This is a genomic window from Winogradskyella pacifica (assembly GCF_013403915.1).
GTDB lineage: Bacteria > Bacteroidota > Bacteroidia > Flavobacteriales > Flavobacteriaceae > Winogradskyella > Winogradskyella pacifica.
In genome coordinates this window covers 1-20,501 of record NZ_JABFDI010000028.1, presented here as the reverse complement: position 1 = coordinate 20,501, position 20,501 = coordinate 1, and the positions used below count along the sequence as shown (strand labels likewise).

Sequence of the window (20,501 nt, the reverse complement as noted above, 5' to 3'; positions counted from 1 at the left end):
CTAACTATTATTCCAAAATCAACTTATGTGATACTCTTCCTTGTTCTGTAAATACATTAACAATATAAATCCCAGTAGATATCCCTCTAATATCTATGGAGTTTGTTCCATTTACTATCTTAATTTGCTTTACTATTCTTCCAGACAACGCTGTAACTTCAGCTTTTATTTCACCAGAAACAGAATTATCTATCACAATATTAAATTGTCCTTTTGTTGGATTTGGATAAAGATTTAAAACTGAAGCAGCATTAAAATCATCAACTGATAAAGCGACTTGTGCTTCTACAGATCCTATATCTCTTGCTCCTCCAAATACAACCTGACCAATTTGATCTACAAACATATCCGTTGCATCACCAGCATCATAAGCAGGTGAATTAGTTAATAATTGATGTGTTAATGTAACACCTCCATTATCTTGTAACGGTCCTAATAAAGGATCTACTCCTTCGATATCATTAGTTTGAGTTGTAAATACTGATAAATCATCTGATCCAATTAAATTAAAATCATTTGATGTTAGCATTCCTGATACGTCTGTTCCTGTAACTGCAGTGTTTAAAGCTACAATCGTATTTTTTAAAGTAACAGTATTAACGGCATCAATACCACCACCAATTCCATCAGTTGAATTCATGGCAACCGTTACCGCATTAAGATCCAAACTCGCTCCATTATTTGTTAGTCCACCACCAGAAACCGATGCTGAGTTACCCGAAATTGTACTCGTCATAACCGAAGTCATTGACCCTGTATTGTTATAAATTCCACCACCTTCAGCAGCCGTATTATTATCTACTGTAGACATAGAAACGGTCATCATCGTTCCTCCTTGATTCCATAATCCACCACCTTCATTAGCCGCAGCGTTTCCTGTTATGGTACTTGTAGAAATTGTAATCATTCCTGACATCCCTGTAACATGGAATCCACCACCATTTCCTGGAGCAGCAGTTCCTGCTAAGCCATCAACATCGTTATTAGACATTATTGAATTTGAAAACATTAAGTTACCATCAATAAGTTCAATAGCGCCACCTGCTCTATTAGCTGCATTACCATCGAATGTAGAATCCATAACAGTAACATCTCCAGCTGTACTTAATAATCCACCACCAGATGCAGAAGCTCCTGTTGCCATATTATTAGAAATTATACTACCATTTGTAATATTTAACGTTCCTCCATTATTGAAGATTCCAGCACCACCATCATCAGCTGCAGCACCTAAAGCCATATTAGAATCTACAAGAACATTATCTGTTGTCATTATGCCAGAACCATTCCATAAACCACCACCTTCACGAGCAGCATTATTTCCATTTACAGTTCCACCAACAATATCAACACTACTATCTCCACTTACATGAAGTCCACCACCATTTCCGGGTGCACCTGTTCCTGTTACAACTCCTGTTATATTATTATTCAAGCTTACATCAGTCAATAGTACTGGTCCACTTCCATTAGTTTCAATTCCACCACCAGCTCTGTTAGATTCATTAAAAGCAATTGTAATTCCATTTGCCATTAAAGTACCTGCTGCGTTTAAAATTCCACCACCTGTAGATTGTGCTCCATCAGCGCTATTGTATGTAATTTCAGTTGTTCCTGAAAGATCAAGTGTTCCTCCTTCATTATAAATTCCACCTCCACCAGCAGCACCTGCTGTAGTAGCGTCATTTCCTGAAGCTGTATTTCCATCTACGATATGATTTACAATAGTCATTACTCCTAAACCATTCCATAAACCACCACCTTCATTAGCAGCAATATTGTTGTTAGTTGTACCACCTGTAATGTTTGTTGTCGCAGCACCAGATACATGAAGTCCACCACCAGATCCTGGTGCAGCCATTGCTGGAGAAACTCCTGCATTATTCATATCTAAGGTTGTGTCTATAAGATTTAAAGTGCCACCTGCATGTTCAATTCCTCCACCAGCTCTATTGGCCTGATTCATTGTAATTGTAGAATTTGTTACAGTAACATCACCACCAATAGTTAATATTCCGCCACCAGAGCCAGAAGCTCCATCTGCTATATTATTGCTTATTGTTGTGTTATTTTGAACGATTAATGTTCCTCCGTTATTAAAAATTCCGGCACCACCATCATCTGCTGCTGGTCCACTTGCCACATTCCCGCTAATTAATACTCCATCTACAGTCATTGTAGCTGTACTATTCCATAAAGCACCACCTTCTCTAGCAGCCACATTATCACTCATTGTACCTCCTGCTAGTGTTGCGGTTCCTGATCCACTAATATGAAGTCCTCCTCCATTACCTGGACTTGCTACTGCTGGTGAAACACCTGTATTATTTCCACTAACATTGTAGTTTCCTAAAAAAGCAATAGAACCGTCTATAATTTCAATAGCACCACCTGCACGGTTAGATTGATTAAAAGCCAAAACAGCATCTGTAATTGTAACAGCACCATCTGTACTTAAAATTCCACCACCAGAACCTGAAGTTCCATTGGCAATATTATTTGTTATTGCTGCTGCATTACCAACAACTAAAGTTCCTCCATTATTAAATATAGCTCCACCACCATCATCAGCATCGTTACCTGAAGCGATATTAGCATCCAAAAAAGTTAAGCTCACATCCATTGTTCCTAAATTGTTCCATAATCCACCACCTTCTTTAGCGGCAAAATTATTTGAAACTGTTGAAAAACCCGAAATTGTTGCATTGGTTGTACCAGATAAATGTACAGCACCACCATTTCCTGGGTTTGGTGTAATTGTATTTCCTAATCCAATGTCTACACCTGCAGCATTTCCTGTTAGTGTAACACCCGATAAAATTAAAGTGCCGTTTGAGCTATCTTCAATCGCTCCACCTGCTCTACTTGCATAGTTTCCTGTAATTGCTAATCCATTTGCTAGGTTTAAAATTCCACCAGTATTATTAAAAATAGCACCACCACGTCCTCCTGGAGTAGATCCACTTGCAATGTTACCTACTAAGGTTGTTCCTGCGCTAATATTAATTGTACCGTTACCATTATTATAAATACCACCTCCACCAGTAGCATCTCCTACTGCAGAATTTCCTGTTATCATGACATCAATTACATCTAAAACACCACTACCATTCCATAGTCCACCACCTTCTTTACCAGCGACATTTCCATTAACAGTACCTCCGTTAACAATAGCACTTCCTGCTCCTGTAATATGTAATCCACCTCCATTTCCTGGAGCTGCTGTTGCAGGCGACACACCTGCATTGTTATTATCTAAATTAACATTCAGTAATGTAATTGATAATCCTGCACCAGAATTATCCTCAATACCACCACCTGCTCTATTCGCTGTATTATTTGAAATTTCAGAATTATTAACCACTAAAACACCTCCAATAGCATTAAAAATTCCACCACCAGAACCTGAAGCTCCATTAGCTGTATTTCCTGATATTGTTGAATTATTAATCGTTACAACTGCGTTTGTCATATAAATGGCACCACCATCAACATCAAGACCGTTGATTAACATTAAGTCATTTAATACGACTAAACCTGCAGTGATATTAAATATTCTACCATTATTATTAGCATCTATAGTTAATGGTGTTATTGAATTCCCACTAATTATTAAATCTTTATCAATTAGAAGTTCGCTATTTAACGTTACCGTAGTCACTGATGTGTCAAAAGTTATTACGCCACCAATTGGTGTGTCTGCGATTTCATTTCGTAGTGTTCCGTCTGTTCCATCATCTGCTCCGCTAGTTACTAGCTGCGCAAATGCATCTGCTGAAATAAAAAAAGTCATTGCCATAGCAATAACAAAAGTAATTTTGTTTTTCATGTTGATTAGTATTTGATAAAATGGTTAATTGCTTTGCCACTTTGGAAAGCACAAATACCTACGAGAAAATTTAAGGGTGGGTTTTAAAATATAAATGCTTTAACATTTTTTTAACATTCCGAATGATTAAAATTGAACTTCAAGTCGAGTGAATTCTTAAAATTATTGCAAATTATAAAGCCCCTTAGTTGTACTATTTTTAATACTTTTAGTGAATGAAAATTATTTCAACCAACATAGCACAACCCACTACCTTTGTCTGGAATGGTGAAGAGATCACCACAGGCATTTACAAAAAACCAACTGAGCATCCTATTTACTTAGGTCAATCCGATGTTAAAGGTGACGAGGTTTCGGATCGAAAAGTACATGGTGGAGAGTTTAAAGCGTGTTACTTATTTTCTGCAAATCAGTATCCCTATTGGCAAGATTTATATCCTAATTTAGATTGGACTTATGGTATGCTAGGCGAAAATCTAACCGTTGAAAATTTAGACGAAAAGAAACTTTTTATTGGTGACATTTATAAATTGGGTAATGCTTTAGTTCAAATTACGCAACCAAGAGAACCCTGCTTTAAATTCGCGCATAAGTTTGGCTCCGATACTGTTTTACAACAATTTATTACGCATGGTTACTCCGGAACTTATGTCAAAGTTTTAAAAGAAGGAGAGGTCAAAGTTGGAGATACATTTGAATTACTAGAACGAGGAAAAGATAGTATTTCTATTTTTCAACTGTTTGAATTACTCTACGCAGAAAACAAAAATATAGGGCACATCAATTTACTTCTCGATAATGAAGCTTTACCAAAACGCTTTAGAAAACGCTTAGCCTTTTTCACAAGATAACAATCTTCTTCTAACCCTTAAATCTTCAAAAAAAAAAAAAAAAAAACATCACATTTAGGTTAAGCTTCACCGTGACCTTAATTCTGATTTAAGTACCTAAAAATCTGAATAGTGTTAAATAATATCTTTTATGCGCAAACGTTGTAGTTAATCTTTTAATATCTTTACGAGGTCTGAATACAAATCAATTAAAGATATCCTTCCAATTATGAAAATCAAAAAAATTCTAGTTGCCAACCGAAGTGAAATAGCCATCCGTATTCTAAGAGCATGTACGGAACTTAATATTACAACAGTCGCGGTTTACACCTATGAAGATCGGTATTCCCAACATAGAAATAAAGCTGATGAATCTTACCAAATTGGTGAAGATAATGATCCGTTAAAACCGTATTTGGATATTGAAGAAATTGTGGCTTTAGCCAAAGAAAAGAATGTCGATGCTATTCATCCTGGTTATGGTTTCTTATCTGAAAACTCAGAGTTTGCCAGACGATGCGCAGAAAACGATATTATTTTTATTGGTCCAGATCCTGAAGTTATGGATGCTTTGGGCGATAAAATTACAGCTAAGAAAATTGCTGTAAAATGTAATGTTCCTATTATTGAAAGCAACAAGAAAAGCTTAAGCTCACTAAAAATTGCACTTTCTGAAGCAAATGCCATTGGTTATCCTTTAATGCTAAAAGCTGCTTCTGGAGGAGGTGGACGCGGTATGCGCGTGGTTAGGAATGATAAAGATTTAGAGCAACATTTTGATTCCGCCAAAAACGAATCGTTAAATGCGTTTGGTGACGACACCATGTTTTTAGAGAAGTATGTAGAAAACCCAAAGCATATTGAAGTACAGATTGTAGCTGACAGACACGGCAATATTCGTCATTTATTTGAGCGGGATTGTTCTGTACAACGACGACATCAAAAAGTTGTTGAAATCGCACCTTCTTATAACATTTCTCAAACGGTAAAAGATGCTTTATACATATATGCTGTCGCTATTACTTCGGAAGTTAATTATAATAATATTGGAACAGTTGAGTTTTTAGTAGACCAAGAAGACCGTGTCTATTTTATTGAAGTCAATCCTAGAATTCAAGTGGAACATACCGTTACGGAAATGGTTACTGGAATCGATTTGGTAAAAACACAAATATTCATTGCTGGTGGTTATAAATTATCGGATCAACAGATAAAAATATACGAACAAGAATCATTAGCAACTTACGGTTTTGCTTTACAATGTCGATTAACAACCGAAGATCCTGAAAATAATTTTACACCAGATTACGGAAATATTACCACTTACCGAAGTGCTTCCGGAATGGGAATTCGTTTAGATGCTGGTAGTATTTATCAAGGCTATAATGTGAGTCCGTTTTTTGATTCCATGCTTGTAAAAGTATCTGCTCATGGTAGAACACTCGATGGAGCCGTTCGGAAAATGACACGTGCCTTAAAAGAATTTAGAATTAGAGGTGTAAAAACTAACATTCATTTTCTTCAAAATGTCATTCAACATGAAACGTTTAAGGAAGGTAAGGTCACTGTAAATTTTATTCAGAATACTCCAGCTTTATTCGAAATAAAATTACCACAAGACCGAACCACTAAAGCTGTTAATTTTCTTGCTGAAGTGATTGTTAATGGTAATTCTGATGTCAAAAATATTGATAAAACCAAAGTTTTTAGAACCGCTAAAGTTCCAAAGTATAATCGCTCTGAGGCCTTTCCAAAAGGCACCAAAGATCTATTAACAGAATTAGGTCCTGAAGCCTTTTGCCAATGGTTAAAAGACGACAATAAAATACATTATACGGATACCACCATGCGCGATGCGCATCAATCGCTTTTAGCAACACGTATGCGAAGTTATGATATGCTAAAAGTGGCCGAAAGTTTTGCAAAAAATCATCCTAATACCTTTAGTATGGAAGTTTGGGGAGGCGCTACTTTTGATGTCTGCTACCGCTTTTTACACGAAAGTCCATGGACGCGCTTAAGAGAATTACGTAAAGCAGTTCCAAATATTTTATTTCAAATGTTATTACGCGGCTCTAATGCTGTAGGCTATAAAGCCTATCCTGATAATTTAATTGAGAAGTTTGTTGAAAAATCGTGGGAAAATGGAGTTGACATTTTTAGAATTTTCGATTCACTCAATTGGGTGAAAGCTATGGAACCAAGCATGAATTTTGTTCGTAATAAAACAGGTGGAATCGCGCAAGCTGCCATTAGTTATACAGGTGATATTTTAAACCCAAAAGAAACCAAATACAATTTAAACTATTATACGCAACTCGCAAAAGATTTAGAAAATGCAGGAGCACATATGATTGCCATAAAAGATATGGCTGGTTTATTAAAACCGTATGCCGCGACGGAATTAGTTGGTGCTTTGAAAGACACAGTAAATATTCCGATTCATTTACATACGCACGATACCTCATCATTACAAACCGCAACATACTTAAAAGCTATTGAAGCAGGAGTTGATGTGGTTGATGTAGCCCTTGGTGGCTTATCTGGATTGACTTCTCAACCCAATTTTAATGCGGTTGTTGAAATGATGAAAGGTCAAGAACGTGCGCATGATTTTGATATGAATACGCTCAATCAGTTTTCAAACTATTGGGAAGATACACGCGAAATGTACTATCCTTTTGAATCCGGATTAAAAGCAGGAACAGCTGAGGTGTATCAGCATGAAATTCCTGGAGGTCAATATTCAAATTTACGACCGCAAGCCATCGCCTTAGGTCTTGGAGACCGTTTTGATGAGGTAAAGAAAATGTATGCACAGGTGAATGCCATGTTTGGTAACCTTATCAAAGTCACACCAAGTTCTAAAGTGGTTGGTGATATGGCTATTTTTATGGTAACTAATAATCTCACGCCAGAAGATGTTATGGAACGTGGTGAAACGATTTCGTTTCCAGAATCGGTAATTAATTTCTTTAAAGGAGATTTAGGTCAACCTGTTGGAGGCTTTCCTAAAGCACTTCAAAAAATTATATTAAAAAACAAAGAAGCGTATACCGACCGACCAAATGCCCATTTAACACCAGTAGATTTTACTAAAGAATTCGCTGCTTTTAAAAAGAAATTCCAACAAGGTTTTACAAGACCTATTGAAATCGAAGACTTTTTATCGTTTATGTTATATCCAAAAGTATTTGAGAAAGCCCATGAAAATTATAAGCTTTACGGAAATATAGCACTCATACCAACTAAAGATTTCTTTTTTGGTATGAAGCTTCAAGAAGAAACCAACATTACGCTTGAACCAGGAAAAACGATTATTGTAAAATTACTTTCAGTGAGTATTCCTAATGACGTTGGTGTAAGAACCGTCTTTTTTAAAGTGAATGGTGAAAACCGATTTGTTGAAATATTTGATACGTCATTAAATATAACTAAAGTAGAAAACGTAAAAATTGATAAAGAAGATGCCAACCAAATTGGAGCTCCTTTGCAAGGATCGTTATATAAAGTTTTAGTAAAGAAGGGTTCAAACGTTAAGGAAAATGATCCTTTGTTTGTGATTGAAGCCATGAAAATGGAAACAACCGTTACAGCACATAAATCTGGAAAAATAAAATCGGTAAGTTTATCTGAAGGCAGTATGGTAAAACAAGATGATATGGTAGTTACTATGGAATAGTAATCAAACTATGATGTTTAAATTAAAAATTGGCAAGACTTTTGATTTTCAACTATCATAACCAATATTTATATTTATGACGATACTAAAAACAATGTCAGTAGTAATTTTAACAGTAATGCTATCCTCCTGCTCCACAACAAAAAAAACGACAGCTACCTATTGGGTAAACAGCGCCAAAGTTGATTGTGATGCTGGTGCTGGAAAAACAACATGCTTACAAATTTCAAAAGCCGAGAATTATGAAAATGCAGAATGGTCTAATTTTTATGCCCCTATAAATGGTTTCACTTTTGAACCTGGTTACTTACAAAAAATTGAAGTCACAGAAACACAATTAGATGCTGAAGGTGTTCCTGCTGATGCGTCTTCAATTCAATATGATCTTATAAAAGTGTTAGAAAAAAAGCAAGATCCTAAATTAGCGATTCACGATATTTGGGCAACAACACATATTAATGGAAAAGCGATTGAAAGCACAACCACTGTGCCAACTCTTGAAATTAACACAACTGAAATGCGCGCTTCTGGAACTAATGGCTGTAATAATTACACCGGACAAATAAAAAACATCACTTCTGATACTATTGAATTTGGCGCTATGGCATCCACTCGAAAAATGTGTATGGATATGGCTATTCCAGACAGTTTTGACCAAGCATTTAATAGCATTTCAACGTATAAAAAAGAAGGGTTGACGTTATCTTTCTACAATGAAGCTGGTGACGAAATGTTACGTTTCAAAAAAGTAGATTAATTTCATTGTTATTATATTCAAAATGAATTGGGTTATTTAGGCTAAGGTCTCAATAACCCAATTTCTTTTCCACTATCTTTGCCTCCATAAATTATTAAGTATTGGAAAAGAAAAAACAGCATCCTGAAGTAAAATCAGAACTTCACCCAAGAAATCAACATAGATCACGCTACAATTTTGACGCACTTATAAAAAGTTCACCAAAATTAAGTCCTTATGTTGCACCTAATAAATACGGTGACGATTCCATCGATTTTTTTAATCCTGCAGCTGTAAAAGCATTGAACAAAGCTTTATTAATTCACCATTACGGATTAGACTACTGGGATATTCCTGAGCATTATTTATGTCCACCGATTCCAGGAAGAGCAGATTACATTCATAATATTGCCGACCTTTTAAAAGGTGAAGGCAGTGTTATTCCTAAAGGAAATCATATTAAAGGTATCGATATTGGTGTTGGTGCCAATTGTATTTACCCTATTATTGGTCATCATGAATACGGTTGGTCATTTATAGGAAGTGATACCGATGAAGCCGCTATTATATCTGCGAAAGAAATTGAACAGAAAAATTATGACTTAAGATCTACTCTAGAAATTAGACGTCAAGAAAAAGCGAACAACTTTTTTTATGACATTCTAAAACCTGAAGAAAAAGTAGATTTCTCTATTTGTAATCCACCGTTTCATGCGTCTGCAGAAGATGCTCAAAAAGCAAGCTTAAAAAAACAAAGGAACCTTAAAGGGAAACGCCCTAATAAAGCACTTTTAAATTTTGGCGGACAGCATAACGAATTATGGACCAAAGGTGGTGAAGCTCGTTTTGTAAAAGACATGATTTATGAAAGTAAGCATTTTGGCAAACAATGCTTCTGGTTTACAAGTTTAATTTCGAAAGAAGTAACGCTAAAACCAACTTATAAAGTTTTAGAAAAAGTAAATGCGACAGTTGTAAAAACTATTGAAATGGGACAAGGCCATAAAATCAGTAGATTTATCGCTTGGACTTTTTTAACAGAACAAGAACAAAGCGATTGGATAAAAGAACGTTTTTAGTAAGATTACGTTACTTAAAGTAATCCTTTTTTTCAGCGGAATGTTTCGAGAAGTAATTGAATCAATATGGTTCTCGATGTCATTTGCTGATACTTCACAAATCACTCAAACTGACGTGGTTTGTAATTTTAATATTTTTATACCAAAGTTTGAATTAACAAATATTCTACCTTTGTCACAAACACAATACTTATGTCATTTAAAGACTTACATCTTATAAAACCGATTCAAAAAGCTGTTGCTGCTTCTGGTTATGTTGAACCTACTTTGGTACAACAACGGTCTATTCCAATTATATTAGAAGGCAAGGATGTTATCGTATCTGCACAAACAGGTACAGGAAAAACAGCTGCTTTTGCCTTACCTATTTTGCAAAAATTGTACGATAAGCAAGATGCACCAAAAAAGGGTAAGAAAATAAGAGCGTTGATTATAAGTCCGACACGGGAATTAGCCATACAAATTTATAAGAATTTTAAAACCTATGCTGAGTTTACCAATCTAACGTCTTTAGTCGTATTTGGTGGCGCTTCGATAGAACCTCAAATAGATATATTAAAAAAAGGTGTTGATATTTTAGTCGCAACTCCTGGTCGTTTACTCGATTTACACAAACAAGATTATATTAATCTCGATTTTATTGAAACCTTTGTTTTAGATGAAGCCGATTTAATGTTGGCCATGGGCTTTATTGATGATGTAAAAAAGATAGAACGTCTTTGTCCTCAAGAAAAACAAACCTTATTATTCTCGGCAACGATTCCGTATAAAATTGAAGAATTAGCCAATACCTTGCTTAAAGATCCTGAACGTATAGATGTAACACCAACAAAATCTGTCGCAAAAGATGTAAGTCAGCTATTGTATTATGTGCCTAAGCAAAATAAAATTGAACTGTGTTTACATTTAATGCGTAACACTATTGAAGGAAGTGTTCTTATTTTTAGACGTACTAGAAATGGCGTTGATAAGCTTGAAGAAACCTTATTAAAAAACGGATTCTCTGTAAATAGTATTCATGGTGATAAACCACAAAGTGAAAGACAAACCGCTTTAAATAAGTTTAAAAACGGTTACGTTAAAATACTGATTGCCACTGATGTTGCGGCACGTGGTATTGATATTAATGAACTAGATAACGTTCTTAATTTTGATATGCCAGGCATACCCGAAACTTATGTACATAGAATTGGTAGAACTGGTAGAGCCGGACATACAGGTAATGCGTATTCACTGTGTTCTGCTGATGAGAAGAATTATGTAAAAAAGATAGAACAAGCTATTAATGTTCAGATTCCAGTAGTAACTGACCATCCTTATCCGTTAGATCCTAAAGCGGAACCTGTTGTGCATAAAAGACAAGGTAGTAAGTATAAAAAAGGTCGTAAGAGTGAGGCTTCTAAGAAGAAGAAAAAGCGTTGGTATTAGATTGGCTGTTGGCTGTTGGCTGTTGGCTGTTGGCTGTTGGCTGTTGGCTGTTGGCTGTTGGCTGTTGGCAAAAAAGCAAAAAGCACTTAAGTTACCTAAGTGCTTTTTGCTTTTTTGAAAAGTTAAATTATTCTCCGAAATTAATAACATCCTTTGAAATTCTAATAATTCCATTAGCCGTATTAACTTTTATAGCACTCAACTTACCATCATTTTCTTTACTATTTAAATCTAACATTTTAGTATTACCATTGGTTTTTTCTGCCGAAACCTCTACTAATTTATTTTCTACAAAATGCTTAGTGTAATTTCCAAAAGTAGTGAGTTCATATCCTCCATTTCTTGGAAGGAACAAATTGACTTCAGAGTATTCTGTATTCATATCTAAGGCTTCAAAATCTTTAGAAAAATTATGAATCAAGTATTTGCTTGTAAAATCAGTAATTTCTACATTTTTATTTATTAAGCCTATTTCTAGTTGCGAAAATTCAGAATTCAATTTTACATTTTTTAATTCACCAATAATTGTCCGTTTCGAATTATCCAAAATCACTTCTCCTCCATTTATAGAATTAACAATTAATGTTGCGTCCTTAATTTTTATTATATTTCTAATATTATTTATCTCATTAAGATATACTGTTCCACCATCAGCTCTCAAGGTAATTTGATTTTCTATTTTTTCTTGAATTCGAATTGTTGACGCCTTAGAATTAATAGTTAAATCTAAATGAGAAGGAACTTTAATTGTAAACCTTTTTACATATTTTTTTCTCTTTCTGTTATTAGATTTCTCAATCATTTCTTTCTTCTCACTTTCGCTATACCTATTTGCGGATTGAATATATTTAGCATATAATGAAACCGGTTTTTTAGCTTTATTGATTTCATTTACAACCTGTTTTTCAGATTTATATAAATAAGATTTTATTTCTGATTCATTTCTCAAATCTAGAGTACCAGTTATAGTTTCGGACTGATAAAACCGATACATACTAAACTTAGATTTGTCAACTAATGTAATTTGATTATTAACTAGGTCTGATTCAATGTTTACTCTTTCTCTAGCCTCCTTTTTCTTTCGGTTAGGATAGTTTATAAACTCGATAATATATTCAATATGAAACTTGTCATCTGGTGATTTATAAATTTCAACAGAACTACCCCTGAACTCTAACAACGCAGTAGTACTTTGATTTGTCTCATAACTCTTACTATAAAGTATTTCTGTTTCTGTTTCTGTTTCTGTTTGTGCATAAACTTGAAATGATGTGATTAGCATCAAAACTGTAATTTTAAATAGTGTTTTCATATTGTTCGTCTTTTTGATTTAATATTTTGATGTGCTTTTGTATGTCTTTTAAAATTTGAAGTCGGGTTTGAAGGTTTTCAACTAGTGCTTCAATGATAAAAATGTTATTAGAATCCTCTCTAAATTGTAATGAGATCTCTTTATAATCTGCATTTAATTCATCAAGTTTTTTCTTAAATCGCGCTACTAATAACTCATCGTCTGCGATAGTTATAAAACTTTGCCATTCGGTTTCAATATCTTTAAGATATGTTGCCTCTACAGCTTCTACTTGCGCTATAATTGGTGACACTTGATTTAGTTCTGGTTTTGCTTCCATGTCCATAACATTAAACCCTATAGTTAATGAAACAATTAAAATAGCCGCAGCACTTAACCAAGTATAAGGATTCTGCTTTGGTTTGGATTGCTCCTTAAGCTTATCTGCAAACTCACTTCTATGATTTTTAGGAAGCGCTTTTAAATCGTCTTCCTCGGTAAATAAGGTTCTAATATCTTGCTTCATGATACTTATGTTTTAATAGATCTTGTAACTTTAATTTACCACGTCTTAGATGTGTACGTGATGTTTTTGTGGGAATTTCTAATATCTCTGAAATCTCCTCATGATCATAGCCTTCTAACAGATAAAGCTTCACTACAATTCTATGTTTTTCGTTTAACTGCTCAATGGCAAATAAAATCTCTTGCTTCGTAATTGAAGTATCAAATTGCCAATCATCTTCATTTGTTATTTGCAGTTCTGAAATCTCAACAGCTTCAAACTCTAATTTATTTTTCTTTAAAACGTCTAAACACTGGTTAATGATAATTCGTTTTAACCAAGCACCAAAGGTGGATTCGGGCTTATAAGATTCAATATTCCTAAAAGCTTTTAAAAAGCCTTCTTGCATCGCATCTTTTGCATCTTCTTCACTTAAATAGCGACAGGCAACGGTGAACATAGCTTGACTATACTTATCATAAACTTGCATTTGCGCAACTTGATTTCCTTTTTTGCAAAGCTTAATAAGTTTAGTCTCTAATTTCTGCATTGGGTTGGTTAGCGGTTTTAAGAACTCATATTGACTTTTTCTATTTCCTAAAAAATGTCTAAAACTCACACATTCTTCATCTATTTTTTTTCTCATAGCTATGCTATGACTTTCAAAAATAGACTCGTCTGAATAAATTTCTTCTCATTTTCTGCTTAAAACAAAAAATCAAGTTGAATTCTAATATAAAAACGATGGAATTTGGAAAGGGTTTCAAAATAGGATAAAAAAGATTGATTTTAATTGAATATGTCTAAATTTAACCTGAATTTCAATCTACCCAATATAAAGATGAGCGACGATTACAAGAAACCTGCGTTTAAAAAATTATTAGATCGATTACAAGAAGAAAGCTGGCAATTAGAATTGCTGATTTCTGGTTTTGCTATTTTTGGATTATTCTCAGCCTATCCAGCTTTAGAAATGAAAATGGCCTATCACCAGTCTCAAAACGATAATAATTTGTTTTTTACGTTGATTTTAATTCTTGCACTTTCTGCGTGTTCCATATTAATTTTTAACTTACTTCTCCATGTGCTTTTACGAGGCCTATGGATTGGTGCCTTAGGATTACGGTATGTTTCTGGAGACATTGAATACGACACCTTAAATTACACCAAACGATTTAGCAATTATCTAAAAATAAAAGTAGGTTCTTTTGATAGGTATATTGCAAGATTAGAAGACTACTGTAGCATCATTTTCGCAATCACGTTTTTACTCATCTTTTATTTACTCGCTCTTGTTCTAATCATTGGATCAATTGCTACAATAGTTTCGGTATTTTTAAATGGTCATACCTTTCGTGATTTTTCTACGTACGTTGGCATTATCCTTTTAGCATTTGTAGTTATTGGTATGCTACTAACTTTTATCGACTTTATTACTCTCGGTTATTTAAAAAAGAAAAAATGGCTTAGCAAAGTATACTTTCCTTTTTACTGGGTTTTTAGCATTATCACACTTTCCTTTTTATACCGACCATTAATTTATAATTTTTTAGACAATAAATTTGGAAAACGCCTGAGCCTCTTTTTAGTTCCTATTTATATTTTATTGATATGGATGACTTCTTTATATTACAATCAATCTAACTATTTTAATTTTATTGAGGACTCGAGCAATAACATTTCTAATTCTTTAAATTACGAAGATATGTTAGTTGAGGAATCTGATTTTATTAAAAATATTGCTATTAATAGTAAAGTTATAAGCGATCCGTACGTTAAAGTATTTATAGCTTTTGATAAATCAATAGAAGATGAAATTTACCGATTTAATCCGAGTTTAAAACCTGAGGAAGACACCAGAGGAATTACTTCAGAAATAGGCTCCATGAATTCTGGCTCCAATGATAGTTCATTAAAAAGTGACTATTTAGCCACATTTAATACGCTCTATTCTGTTGAAATTGATTCTACTCTGTATAAAACCGATTTTGTACTTGGAAAAACCGTAAAAAAGCAAAATGGCTTTGAAACTTATATTGGTATAAAAAACATAGATGAAGGTAAACATATGTTACATGTAAAACGCAAGGAACTAAAAGCTTCAGATACTATATCAAAAACTGAAGTTTCTATACCATTTTGGTATTATCCTGATTAAAAACCATCATTCGTTTATTAAAATACTGCTTTAATAAGGGTATTTGAATACTTAACATTACAGTAAACAATACAACTGTATAAATTAATATTTTAGAAGCGCCAAATGTTAAAGTTGCCAAAGGATCTATTACTTTTTTTATGGAGGTAAAACGTTCTAGCCATGAAACACTAGTAACAGATTCGTTTAAGTAAATACAACCTACTAGCCATAAAAAACTTCCTATAATTACGATCCAAATATAAGTTGGGATTAATGGCTTATAAACTATTGTCTTTGAATTAGAAATAGCTTTAACCTTAGACATTATGTTATCTGTAAATTCTACTGAAGGTTGCTCTAAACTTTCAGTAGACATAATTTTTTCTATAAATGCTTCTAATTCTTTATTTCCCTTTTCCATAATTCAAATTATTTTCAGGATGTAAATACTGTTCTAAAATAACTGCTAACTTCTTGCGTGCTCTAAAGAGTTTCACTTTAACCGTATTTGTTTCAATATTTACAATCATAGCTATTTCATCTAAAGACAAGTCTTCAAAATAAAACAACATTAATAATGTACTAGTCTCTTCTGGTAATTTATCTATGCATTTCTTTATTAAAACACTTTTTTCTTCCTTAATCATAAGATCTAAGGCGTTATCAATTGTACTTATTTTATTAAATGTAAACGTATCTATTTCGACATCATTATAATGCTTTTTGTTCTTTTTTATACGGTCTAAACAGGTATTATAAGTCACTCTATATATCCAAGTAGAGAATTTAGAATCTCCTTTAAACCTATTTAAAGACCTAAATACTTTAATAAAAGTATCTTGTGCAACCTCCTCAGCTTCTTCTCTATGTTTAAGCATACTCAAAGCCAAAGAAAAGACCATATCTTTATAGTGATCAACTAATTGGGCATAGGCCTTAGTATCTCCTTGGCTAATAGCCTCAATTAATTGCTGGTCGTCGTTAGTGGTCATTCATCTTTAAGACGGCAGAATATAGTATAAGGTTACACTAATTTATAAAAAATATTTTTTCATTAAAAGTTGTAACCTTTTCTTAAAACTTGTCGTCATAAGCTAAAACATTTAAAATTAATCAATTAAAAATCAAACATTATGAATGAAGGAATCTTAGTACCAATTAGCATGTTTCTAGTCATTTTTGGAATAATCTATTTATACCTTTCTACGAGGAACAAAGAACGCTTAGCACTTATTGAGAAAGGTGCAGATGCCTCAATATTTCTGAGAGGACACTCAAAATCTCCAATTTGGAAAGTTATCTTATTAAATCTTGCCTTATTATTAATGGGAATTGGTCTTGGTATGCTTATCGCTTCAATATTAGAGAAGAGTTTAGCTGTAGTTCCTGACGCCATTTATCCTGGAGTCACGTTTACAACGGCTGGCATAAGCTTATTTATAGGGTATATAATGACTAAGAACTTAGATAAAGAGTAATCAACTTAATCAACCAAACAGTGTATAATGCCTCTTCCAAAGTTCGATTGAGGCATTTTTTTATGCCTATAAATAATGTATCTTTAAAATCTATAAGCTTAACCATGCAGAAATTTTTATTTATTCTAGTATTTATTGGGCAAATCTCGTTTGCTCAAATAACAATTAAAGACAGTATAACCTCTTACCCTGTCAGTTACGCCACCATTTCTTTTGGTAATGGTAACGGTCTTTTTGCTGATGATGAAGGTCAATTTATCTTTACAAAAAAATTATATCCGGATATTGATTCGTTATTTATATCCGCTTTAGGTTTTAAGGACCTCAATGTTGCAACAAATAATTTACCACAATACCTATTAATGCAACCCGAAGCGCATCAACTAGATGCGGTTATGATTGCGAATAAAATAGATCGAAAATTTAAAGAAGAAAAATTGAAACCCTCTTTAGATGACGATTATTATAATTGCTGGCTACCTACCATAGAATCTGAAATTGCTGTTTATTTCCCAAAAACCACTTCTAAAGATCAAAAACTGACTAATGTATTATTTCCTATTGCGTTAGAATCTAAAGATTGGGAAAAACGTAACCGTTCTAATAGCGAAAAGAAGAAGTTTTCTACCTTATTTAAAGTGAAATTTTACGATAACAATAATGGTGTTCCTGGTAATGTGCTTACTAATGAAACCATTGTGTTTAGAGCCACTGAAAAAGATGGTGATGCCTATGATTTGAATGTAGATGATTATGGTATCTACATTCCTGAAAACGGCTTTTTTGTATCACTACAAGTTTTAGGCTATACGAATAAAGACGGAAAATTACTGCCAAACAAAAAGTACAAAGAGATTGTTTCTAAAACTGGAGGTGTTGTTAAAATCCCGACCAACTTTAGACCATTATTACCATTCACAGATGAAGTTGAAGCGAAAAACACTTATATCAAACGTGTATTTATCAATGGAAATAATTGGGTAAAGTTTGAAAAAGGCAATCAGTTTAAATCGAGCTTATTAGACAAGAATCTTTTTAATTACGGTATCGGTCTCACCTACAAAACCTATAAAGATGAATGAGTCTATTGGATTATACATCATGGCTGCTATTTATATTTTTGGAGGGCTAATGCACTTTTTAAGGCCAAAAATGTATATGCGGATTATGCCTAGATATTTACCAAATCATAAGGCCTTAGTGTATTTGAGTGGAGTTGCCGAAATAGTCTTAGGCATAGGTTTGTGTATTCCCGCAGTAAAAGCATTTTCTATTTATGGTATTATGGCAATGCTCGGCGTATTTCTTCTAGTTCATGTGTACATGTTATCTAGTGAAAAAGCAGCTGCTGGAATTCCGAAATGGATTTTAATATTACGTTTACCACTTCAGTTTGGGTTGATGTATTGGGCATATACGTATTTAAATTAAAGGTATTTTGAAAACCAAATTCAGCACCCACAAATGGGTTCTACCCATAATTATCTTTTCTCAGTTTTGTTGTACGTCTTTATGGTTTGCAGGAAACGCTATTACAGATGATTTAATTGCGTTCTTTAATCTTAATTCAGAATCCTTAGGCTACATCAGTTCTTCTGTACAATTCGGATTCATTATCGGCACTTTTATCTTTGCTGTTTTTACATTAAGCGACCGGTTTTCACCATCTCGTGTGTTTTTTATCTGTGCTCTTTTAGGAGCCGCATTTAATCTTGGCATCCTTTATTCTAATAATACGATTTTCACATTATTGATTTTTAGGTTTCTCACTGGATTTTGCTTGGCAGGTATATATCCTGTAGGAATGAAAATTGCAGCAGATCATTTTGAGAAAGGCTTAGGAAAATCACTCAGTTTTTTAATTGCAGCATTAGTTTTAGGTACTGCATTCCCCTATCTCATTCAGTCTTTTGAATTTAATCTTAAATGGGAAACCGTAATATGGACAACCTCTACATTAGCTTTAATTGGAGGCTTTCTCATTGTTATATTCGTCCCGAATGGTCCTTATCAAAAGCTCGCTGATACATTTGATATATCTAAGATTATAAATGTTTTTAAAAAACCGAGCTTTCGCTCTGCAGCATTCGGGTATTTTGGACACATGTGGGAGCTTTATGCCTTTTGGACATTTGTACCGATACTACTAATAATGCATTCAGAACTTCATAATGCATCACTGAATGTACCTTTATATTCTTTTATTGTAATTGCCTCGGGAACGGTGTCTTGTATTTTAGGTGGTTTTATTTCTCATAAACTAGGCATTAAAAAAACGGCTATTTTAGCACTAACAATATCAGGTCTTTGCTGTTTGCTTTCACCAGTATTCTTTATGGTAAGCTCTACACCTTTGTTTATTACCTTTTTGATAATTTGGGGAATGGCAGTTATTGCAGATTCACCTTTGTTTTCTACATTGGTCGCTCAAAATTGCGAAGTACAATCTATTGGCACTGCATTAACGATAGTTAATTGTATCGGTTTTTCAATAACCATTGTGAGTATTCAATTATTAAACTCTTTAATCACAACGAATCACCTATCGCAGTATGCGTTTATGACTCTAGCTTTAGGTCCTATTATCGGGTTGATCTACTTAAAGAAAACCTAGGTTACTCTACTTCAAAATCAAAATAGGTTTTAGGAAAAGGCTCCCAACGAAGTGTAAAATGCCACCACTCTTTTGAGTAGTTTCTAAAATTATGTTTCAGCATTACGGTTTGTAATAACTGTCTGTTTTTCTTTTGTTCATCGGTTAAGGCATCATGAGCAACCCAAGAAGCTTCACCAAAAAAATCATACGGACTGCCCATATCTAAAGGTTCACCTGTTTCTCCATCAGTAATCGTTAAATCAACTGTACTACCTCTACTGTGACCAGACCGAGATGCAATATAACCTGATTTAAATAGGTTTTTCTTTTGAACTTCAGGATAAAAAATGGCTTTGTTAACGGTATCATTCAGCTTGCGAGCCCAAGTTATAAAATGATTCACTGCACGTTGCGGACGGTAACCATCATAAACCTTGAGACAAAGATTTTGTTCTTGTAATTCGTCTTGGACCAATTTTAATTTTTCAGCAGTCCCTTTAGTTACGATTAAGCGATTTGCATTATAACCATCAATGGTATCACCAACAAAATTGTTTTGCGAGAAATATCTTAATTCCACATCTAAATCTGGAATCACAGATTTGGCATACACAAAGCCATCTGGTAACGTTTGCTTTTGTTGAAACCCGAAAGTCAATAGGATTAAACTTCCTAAATATAGTAGTGTTTTGTAATTCATATCAAAATACTAAATTAATAAAAAATACAGTAGGAACTTATTTTAGCGAAGCAACATTATAAGCGTTGAAATTAAAAACTAAATAAAGACAATTAAAAATTGTCATAGAAGATTTTTCTGAACTTAAAATGGATCAATCTCAAAAGTTGTGTGTGAATTATCTATACTTTTCGGATTTTTGTAAAAAAAAGACTGTGGACCATTATC

The 20,501-nt window shown here is 33.7% G+C and carries 17 protein-coding genes; 10 read left to right on the top strand and 7 right to left on the bottom strand.

From position 1 onward, the window contains the following. Positions 1-7: 7 nt before the first annotated feature. Positions 8-3,829 (bottom strand): beta strand repeat-containing protein, encoded by a 3,822-nt coding sequence (locus HM984_RS16790; RefSeq protein WP_179350008.1) that lies wholly within the window; start codon positions 3,827-3,829, stop codon positions 8-10. A gap of 215 nt (positions 3,830-4,044) precedes the next feature. Between HM984_RS16790 and HM984_RS16785 the strand changes: the two genes are divergently transcribed. From HM984_RS16785 to HM984_RS16765, 5 genes are all read left to right on the top strand, one after another. Then, positions 4,045-4,680: an MOSC domain-containing protein gene (locus HM984_RS16785; protein ID WP_179350007.1), complete on the top strand. Its 636-nt coding sequence runs from the start codon at positions 4,045-4,047 to the stop codon at positions 4,678-4,680. 208 nt (positions 4,681-4,888) lie between these two features. Beyond that, on the top strand, positions 4,889-8,341 hold the full coding sequence (locus HM984_RS16780; RefSeq protein WP_179350006.1) for a pyruvate carboxylase: 3,453 nt from the start codon (positions 4,889-4,891) through the stop codon (positions 8,339-8,341). A gap of 94 nt (positions 8,342-8,435) precedes the next feature. Then, entirely contained in the window at positions 8,436-9,098 is a 663-nt protein-coding gene (locus HM984_RS16775) for a DUF4377 domain-containing protein (RefSeq protein WP_179350005.1), read from the top strand. A 101-nt stretch (positions 9,099-9,199) separates the two neighbouring features. Next, on the top strand, positions 9,200-10,156 hold the full coding sequence (gene rlmF, locus HM984_RS16770) for a 23S rRNA (adenine(1618)-N(6))-methyltransferase RlmF (protein ID WP_115809945.1): 957 nt from the start codon (positions 9,200-9,202) through the stop codon (positions 10,154-10,156). A 192-nt stretch (positions 10,157-10,348) separates the two neighbouring features. Next, on the top strand, positions 10,349-11,584 hold the full coding sequence (locus HM984_RS16765) for a DEAD/DEAH box helicase (RefSeq protein WP_115809943.1): 1,236 nt from the start codon (positions 10,349-10,351) through the stop codon (positions 11,582-11,584). Positions 11,585-11,711: 127 nt separating this feature from the next. Here HM984_RS16765 and HM984_RS16760 read toward each other — a convergent pair whose 3' ends face one another. The 3 genes from HM984_RS16760 to HM984_RS16750 are packed head-to-tail and all read right to left on the bottom strand — an operon-like array spanning position 11,712 to position 14,026. Then, on the bottom strand, positions 11,712-12,896 hold the full coding sequence (locus HM984_RS16760) for a hypothetical protein (protein ID WP_179350004.1): 1,185 nt from the start codon (positions 12,894-12,896) through the stop codon (positions 11,712-11,714). After that, complete coding sequence (locus HM984_RS16755; protein WP_179350003.1) at positions 12,880-13,401, bottom strand: hypothetical protein; 522 nt, start codon at positions 13,399-13,401, stop codon at positions 12,880-12,882. The genes HM984_RS16760 and HM984_RS16755 overlap by 17 nt, the downstream gene beginning before the upstream one ends. Then, positions 13,385-14,026, bottom strand: a complete 642-nt coding sequence (locus HM984_RS16750; protein WP_257018519.1) for an RNA polymerase sigma factor — start codon at positions 14,024-14,026, stop codon at positions 13,385-13,387. Before HM984_RS16750 ends, HM984_RS16755 begins: the two co-directional genes overlap by 17 nt. A gap of 195 nt (positions 14,027-14,221) precedes the next feature. On the opposite strand from HM984_RS16750, the gene HM984_RS16745 reads away from it, so the two are divergent. Further along, positions 14,222-15,538 (top strand): hypothetical protein, encoded by a 1,317-nt coding sequence (locus tag HM984_RS16745; protein ID WP_179350002.1) that lies wholly within the window; start codon positions 14,222-14,224, stop codon positions 15,536-15,538. Here HM984_RS16745 and HM984_RS16740 read toward each other — a convergent pair. Both HM984_RS16740 and HM984_RS16735 read right to left on the bottom strand, forming a co-directional pair. Then, complete coding sequence (locus HM984_RS16740; protein ID WP_115809933.1) at positions 15,510-15,941, bottom strand: hypothetical protein; 432 nt, start codon at positions 15,939-15,941, stop codon at positions 15,510-15,512. The genes HM984_RS16745 and HM984_RS16740 overlap by 29 nt on opposite strands. Then, a complete protein-coding gene (locus HM984_RS16735; protein ID WP_115809931.1) occupies positions 15,925-16,512 on the bottom strand; it encodes an RNA polymerase sigma factor in 588 nt (195 codons plus the stop codon). The genes HM984_RS16740 and HM984_RS16735 overlap by 17 nt, the downstream gene beginning before the upstream one ends. Positions 16,513-16,653: 141 nt before the next feature. Between HM984_RS16735 and HM984_RS16730 the strand changes: the two genes are divergently transcribed. The 4 genes from HM984_RS16730 to HM984_RS16715 all read left to right on the top strand — a co-directional run bounded on the left by HM984_RS16730 (position 16,654) and on the right by HM984_RS16715 (position 19,612). Continuing rightward, positions 16,654-16,998, top strand: coding sequence for a DUF6249 domain-containing protein (locus tag HM984_RS16730; protein WP_115809929.1), 345 nt, complete (start codon positions 16,654-16,656; stop codon positions 16,996-16,998). A 104-nt stretch (positions 16,999-17,102) separates the two neighbouring features. After that, a complete protein-coding gene (locus tag HM984_RS16725) occupies positions 17,103-18,080 on the top strand; it encodes a hypothetical protein (protein WP_179350001.1) in 978 nt (325 codons plus the stop codon). Further along, entirely contained in the window at positions 18,073-18,429 is a 357-nt protein-coding gene (locus HM984_RS16720; RefSeq protein ID WP_179350000.1) for a DoxX family protein, read from the top strand. Before HM984_RS16725 ends, HM984_RS16720 begins: the two co-directional genes overlap by 8 nt. Positions 18,430-18,436: 7 nt before the next feature. Further along, positions 18,437-19,612, top strand: coding sequence for an MFS transporter (locus HM984_RS16715; RefSeq protein WP_179349999.1), 1,176 nt, complete (start codon positions 18,437-18,439; stop codon positions 19,610-19,612). A 1-nt stretch (position 19,613) separates the two neighbouring features. On the opposite strand, the gene HM984_RS16710 is transcribed toward HM984_RS16715, so the two are convergent. Beyond that, positions 19,614-20,294 (bottom strand): M15 family metallopeptidase, encoded by a 681-nt coding sequence (locus HM984_RS16710; protein WP_115809923.1) that lies wholly within the window; start codon positions 20,292-20,294, stop codon positions 19,614-19,616. Positions 20,295-20,501 lie beyond the last annotated feature (207 nt).

Bases quoted from the DNA above. Each gene is read 5' to 3' on its own strand.
- HM984_RS16790 (WP_179350008.1), bottom strand. From the start codon at position 3,829: ATGAAAAACAAAATTACTTTTGTTATTGCTATGGCAATGACTTTTTTT.
- HM984_RS16785 (WP_179350007.1), top strand. From the start codon at position 4,045: ATGAAAATTATTTCAACCAACATAGCACAACCCACTACCTTTGTCTGG.
- HM984_RS16780 (WP_179350006.1), top strand. From the start codon at position 4,889: ATGAAAATCAAAAAAATTCTAGTTGCCAACCGAAGTGAAATAGCCATC.
- HM984_RS16775 (WP_179350005.1), top strand. From the start codon at position 8,436: ATGTCAGTAGTAATTTTAACAGTAATGCTATCCTCCTGCTCCACAACA.
- HM984_RS16765 (WP_115809943.1), top strand. From the start codon at position 10,349: ATGTCATTTAAAGACTTACATCTTATAAAACCGATTCAAAAAGCTGTT.
- HM984_RS16760 (WP_179350004.1), bottom strand. From the start codon at position 12,896: ATGAAAACACTATTTAAAATTACAGTTTTGATGCTAATCACATCATTT.
- HM984_RS16755 (WP_179350003.1), bottom strand. From the start codon at position 13,401: ATGAAGCAAGATATTAGAACCTTATTTACCGAGGAAGACGATTTAAAA.
- HM984_RS16750 (WP_257018519.1), bottom strand. From the start codon at position 14,026: ATGAGAAAAAAAATAGATGAAGAATGTGTGAGTTTTAGACATTTTTTA.
- HM984_RS16745 (WP_179350002.1), top strand. From the start codon at position 14,222: ATGAGCGACGATTACAAGAAACCTGCGTTTAAAAAATTATTAGATCGA.
- HM984_RS16740 (WP_115809933.1), bottom strand. From the start codon at position 15,941: ATGGAAAAGGGAAATAAAGAATTAGAAGCATTTATAGAAAAAATTATG.
- HM984_RS16735 (WP_115809931.1), bottom strand. From the start codon at position 16,512: ATGACCACTAACGACGACCAGCAATTAATTGAGGCTATTAGCCAAGGA.
- HM984_RS16730 (WP_115809929.1), top strand. From the start codon at position 16,654: ATGAATGAAGGAATCTTAGTACCAATTAGCATGTTTCTAGTCATTTTT.
- HM984_RS16725 (WP_179350001.1), top strand. From the start codon at position 17,103: ATGCAGAAATTTTTATTTATTCTAGTATTTATTGGGCAAATCTCGTTT.
- HM984_RS16720 (WP_179350000.1), top strand. From the start codon at position 18,073: ATGAATGAGTCTATTGGATTATACATCATGGCTGCTATTTATATTTTT.
- HM984_RS16710 (WP_115809923.1), bottom strand. From the start codon at position 20,294: ATGAATTACAAAACACTACTATATTTAGGAAGTTTAATCCTATTGACT.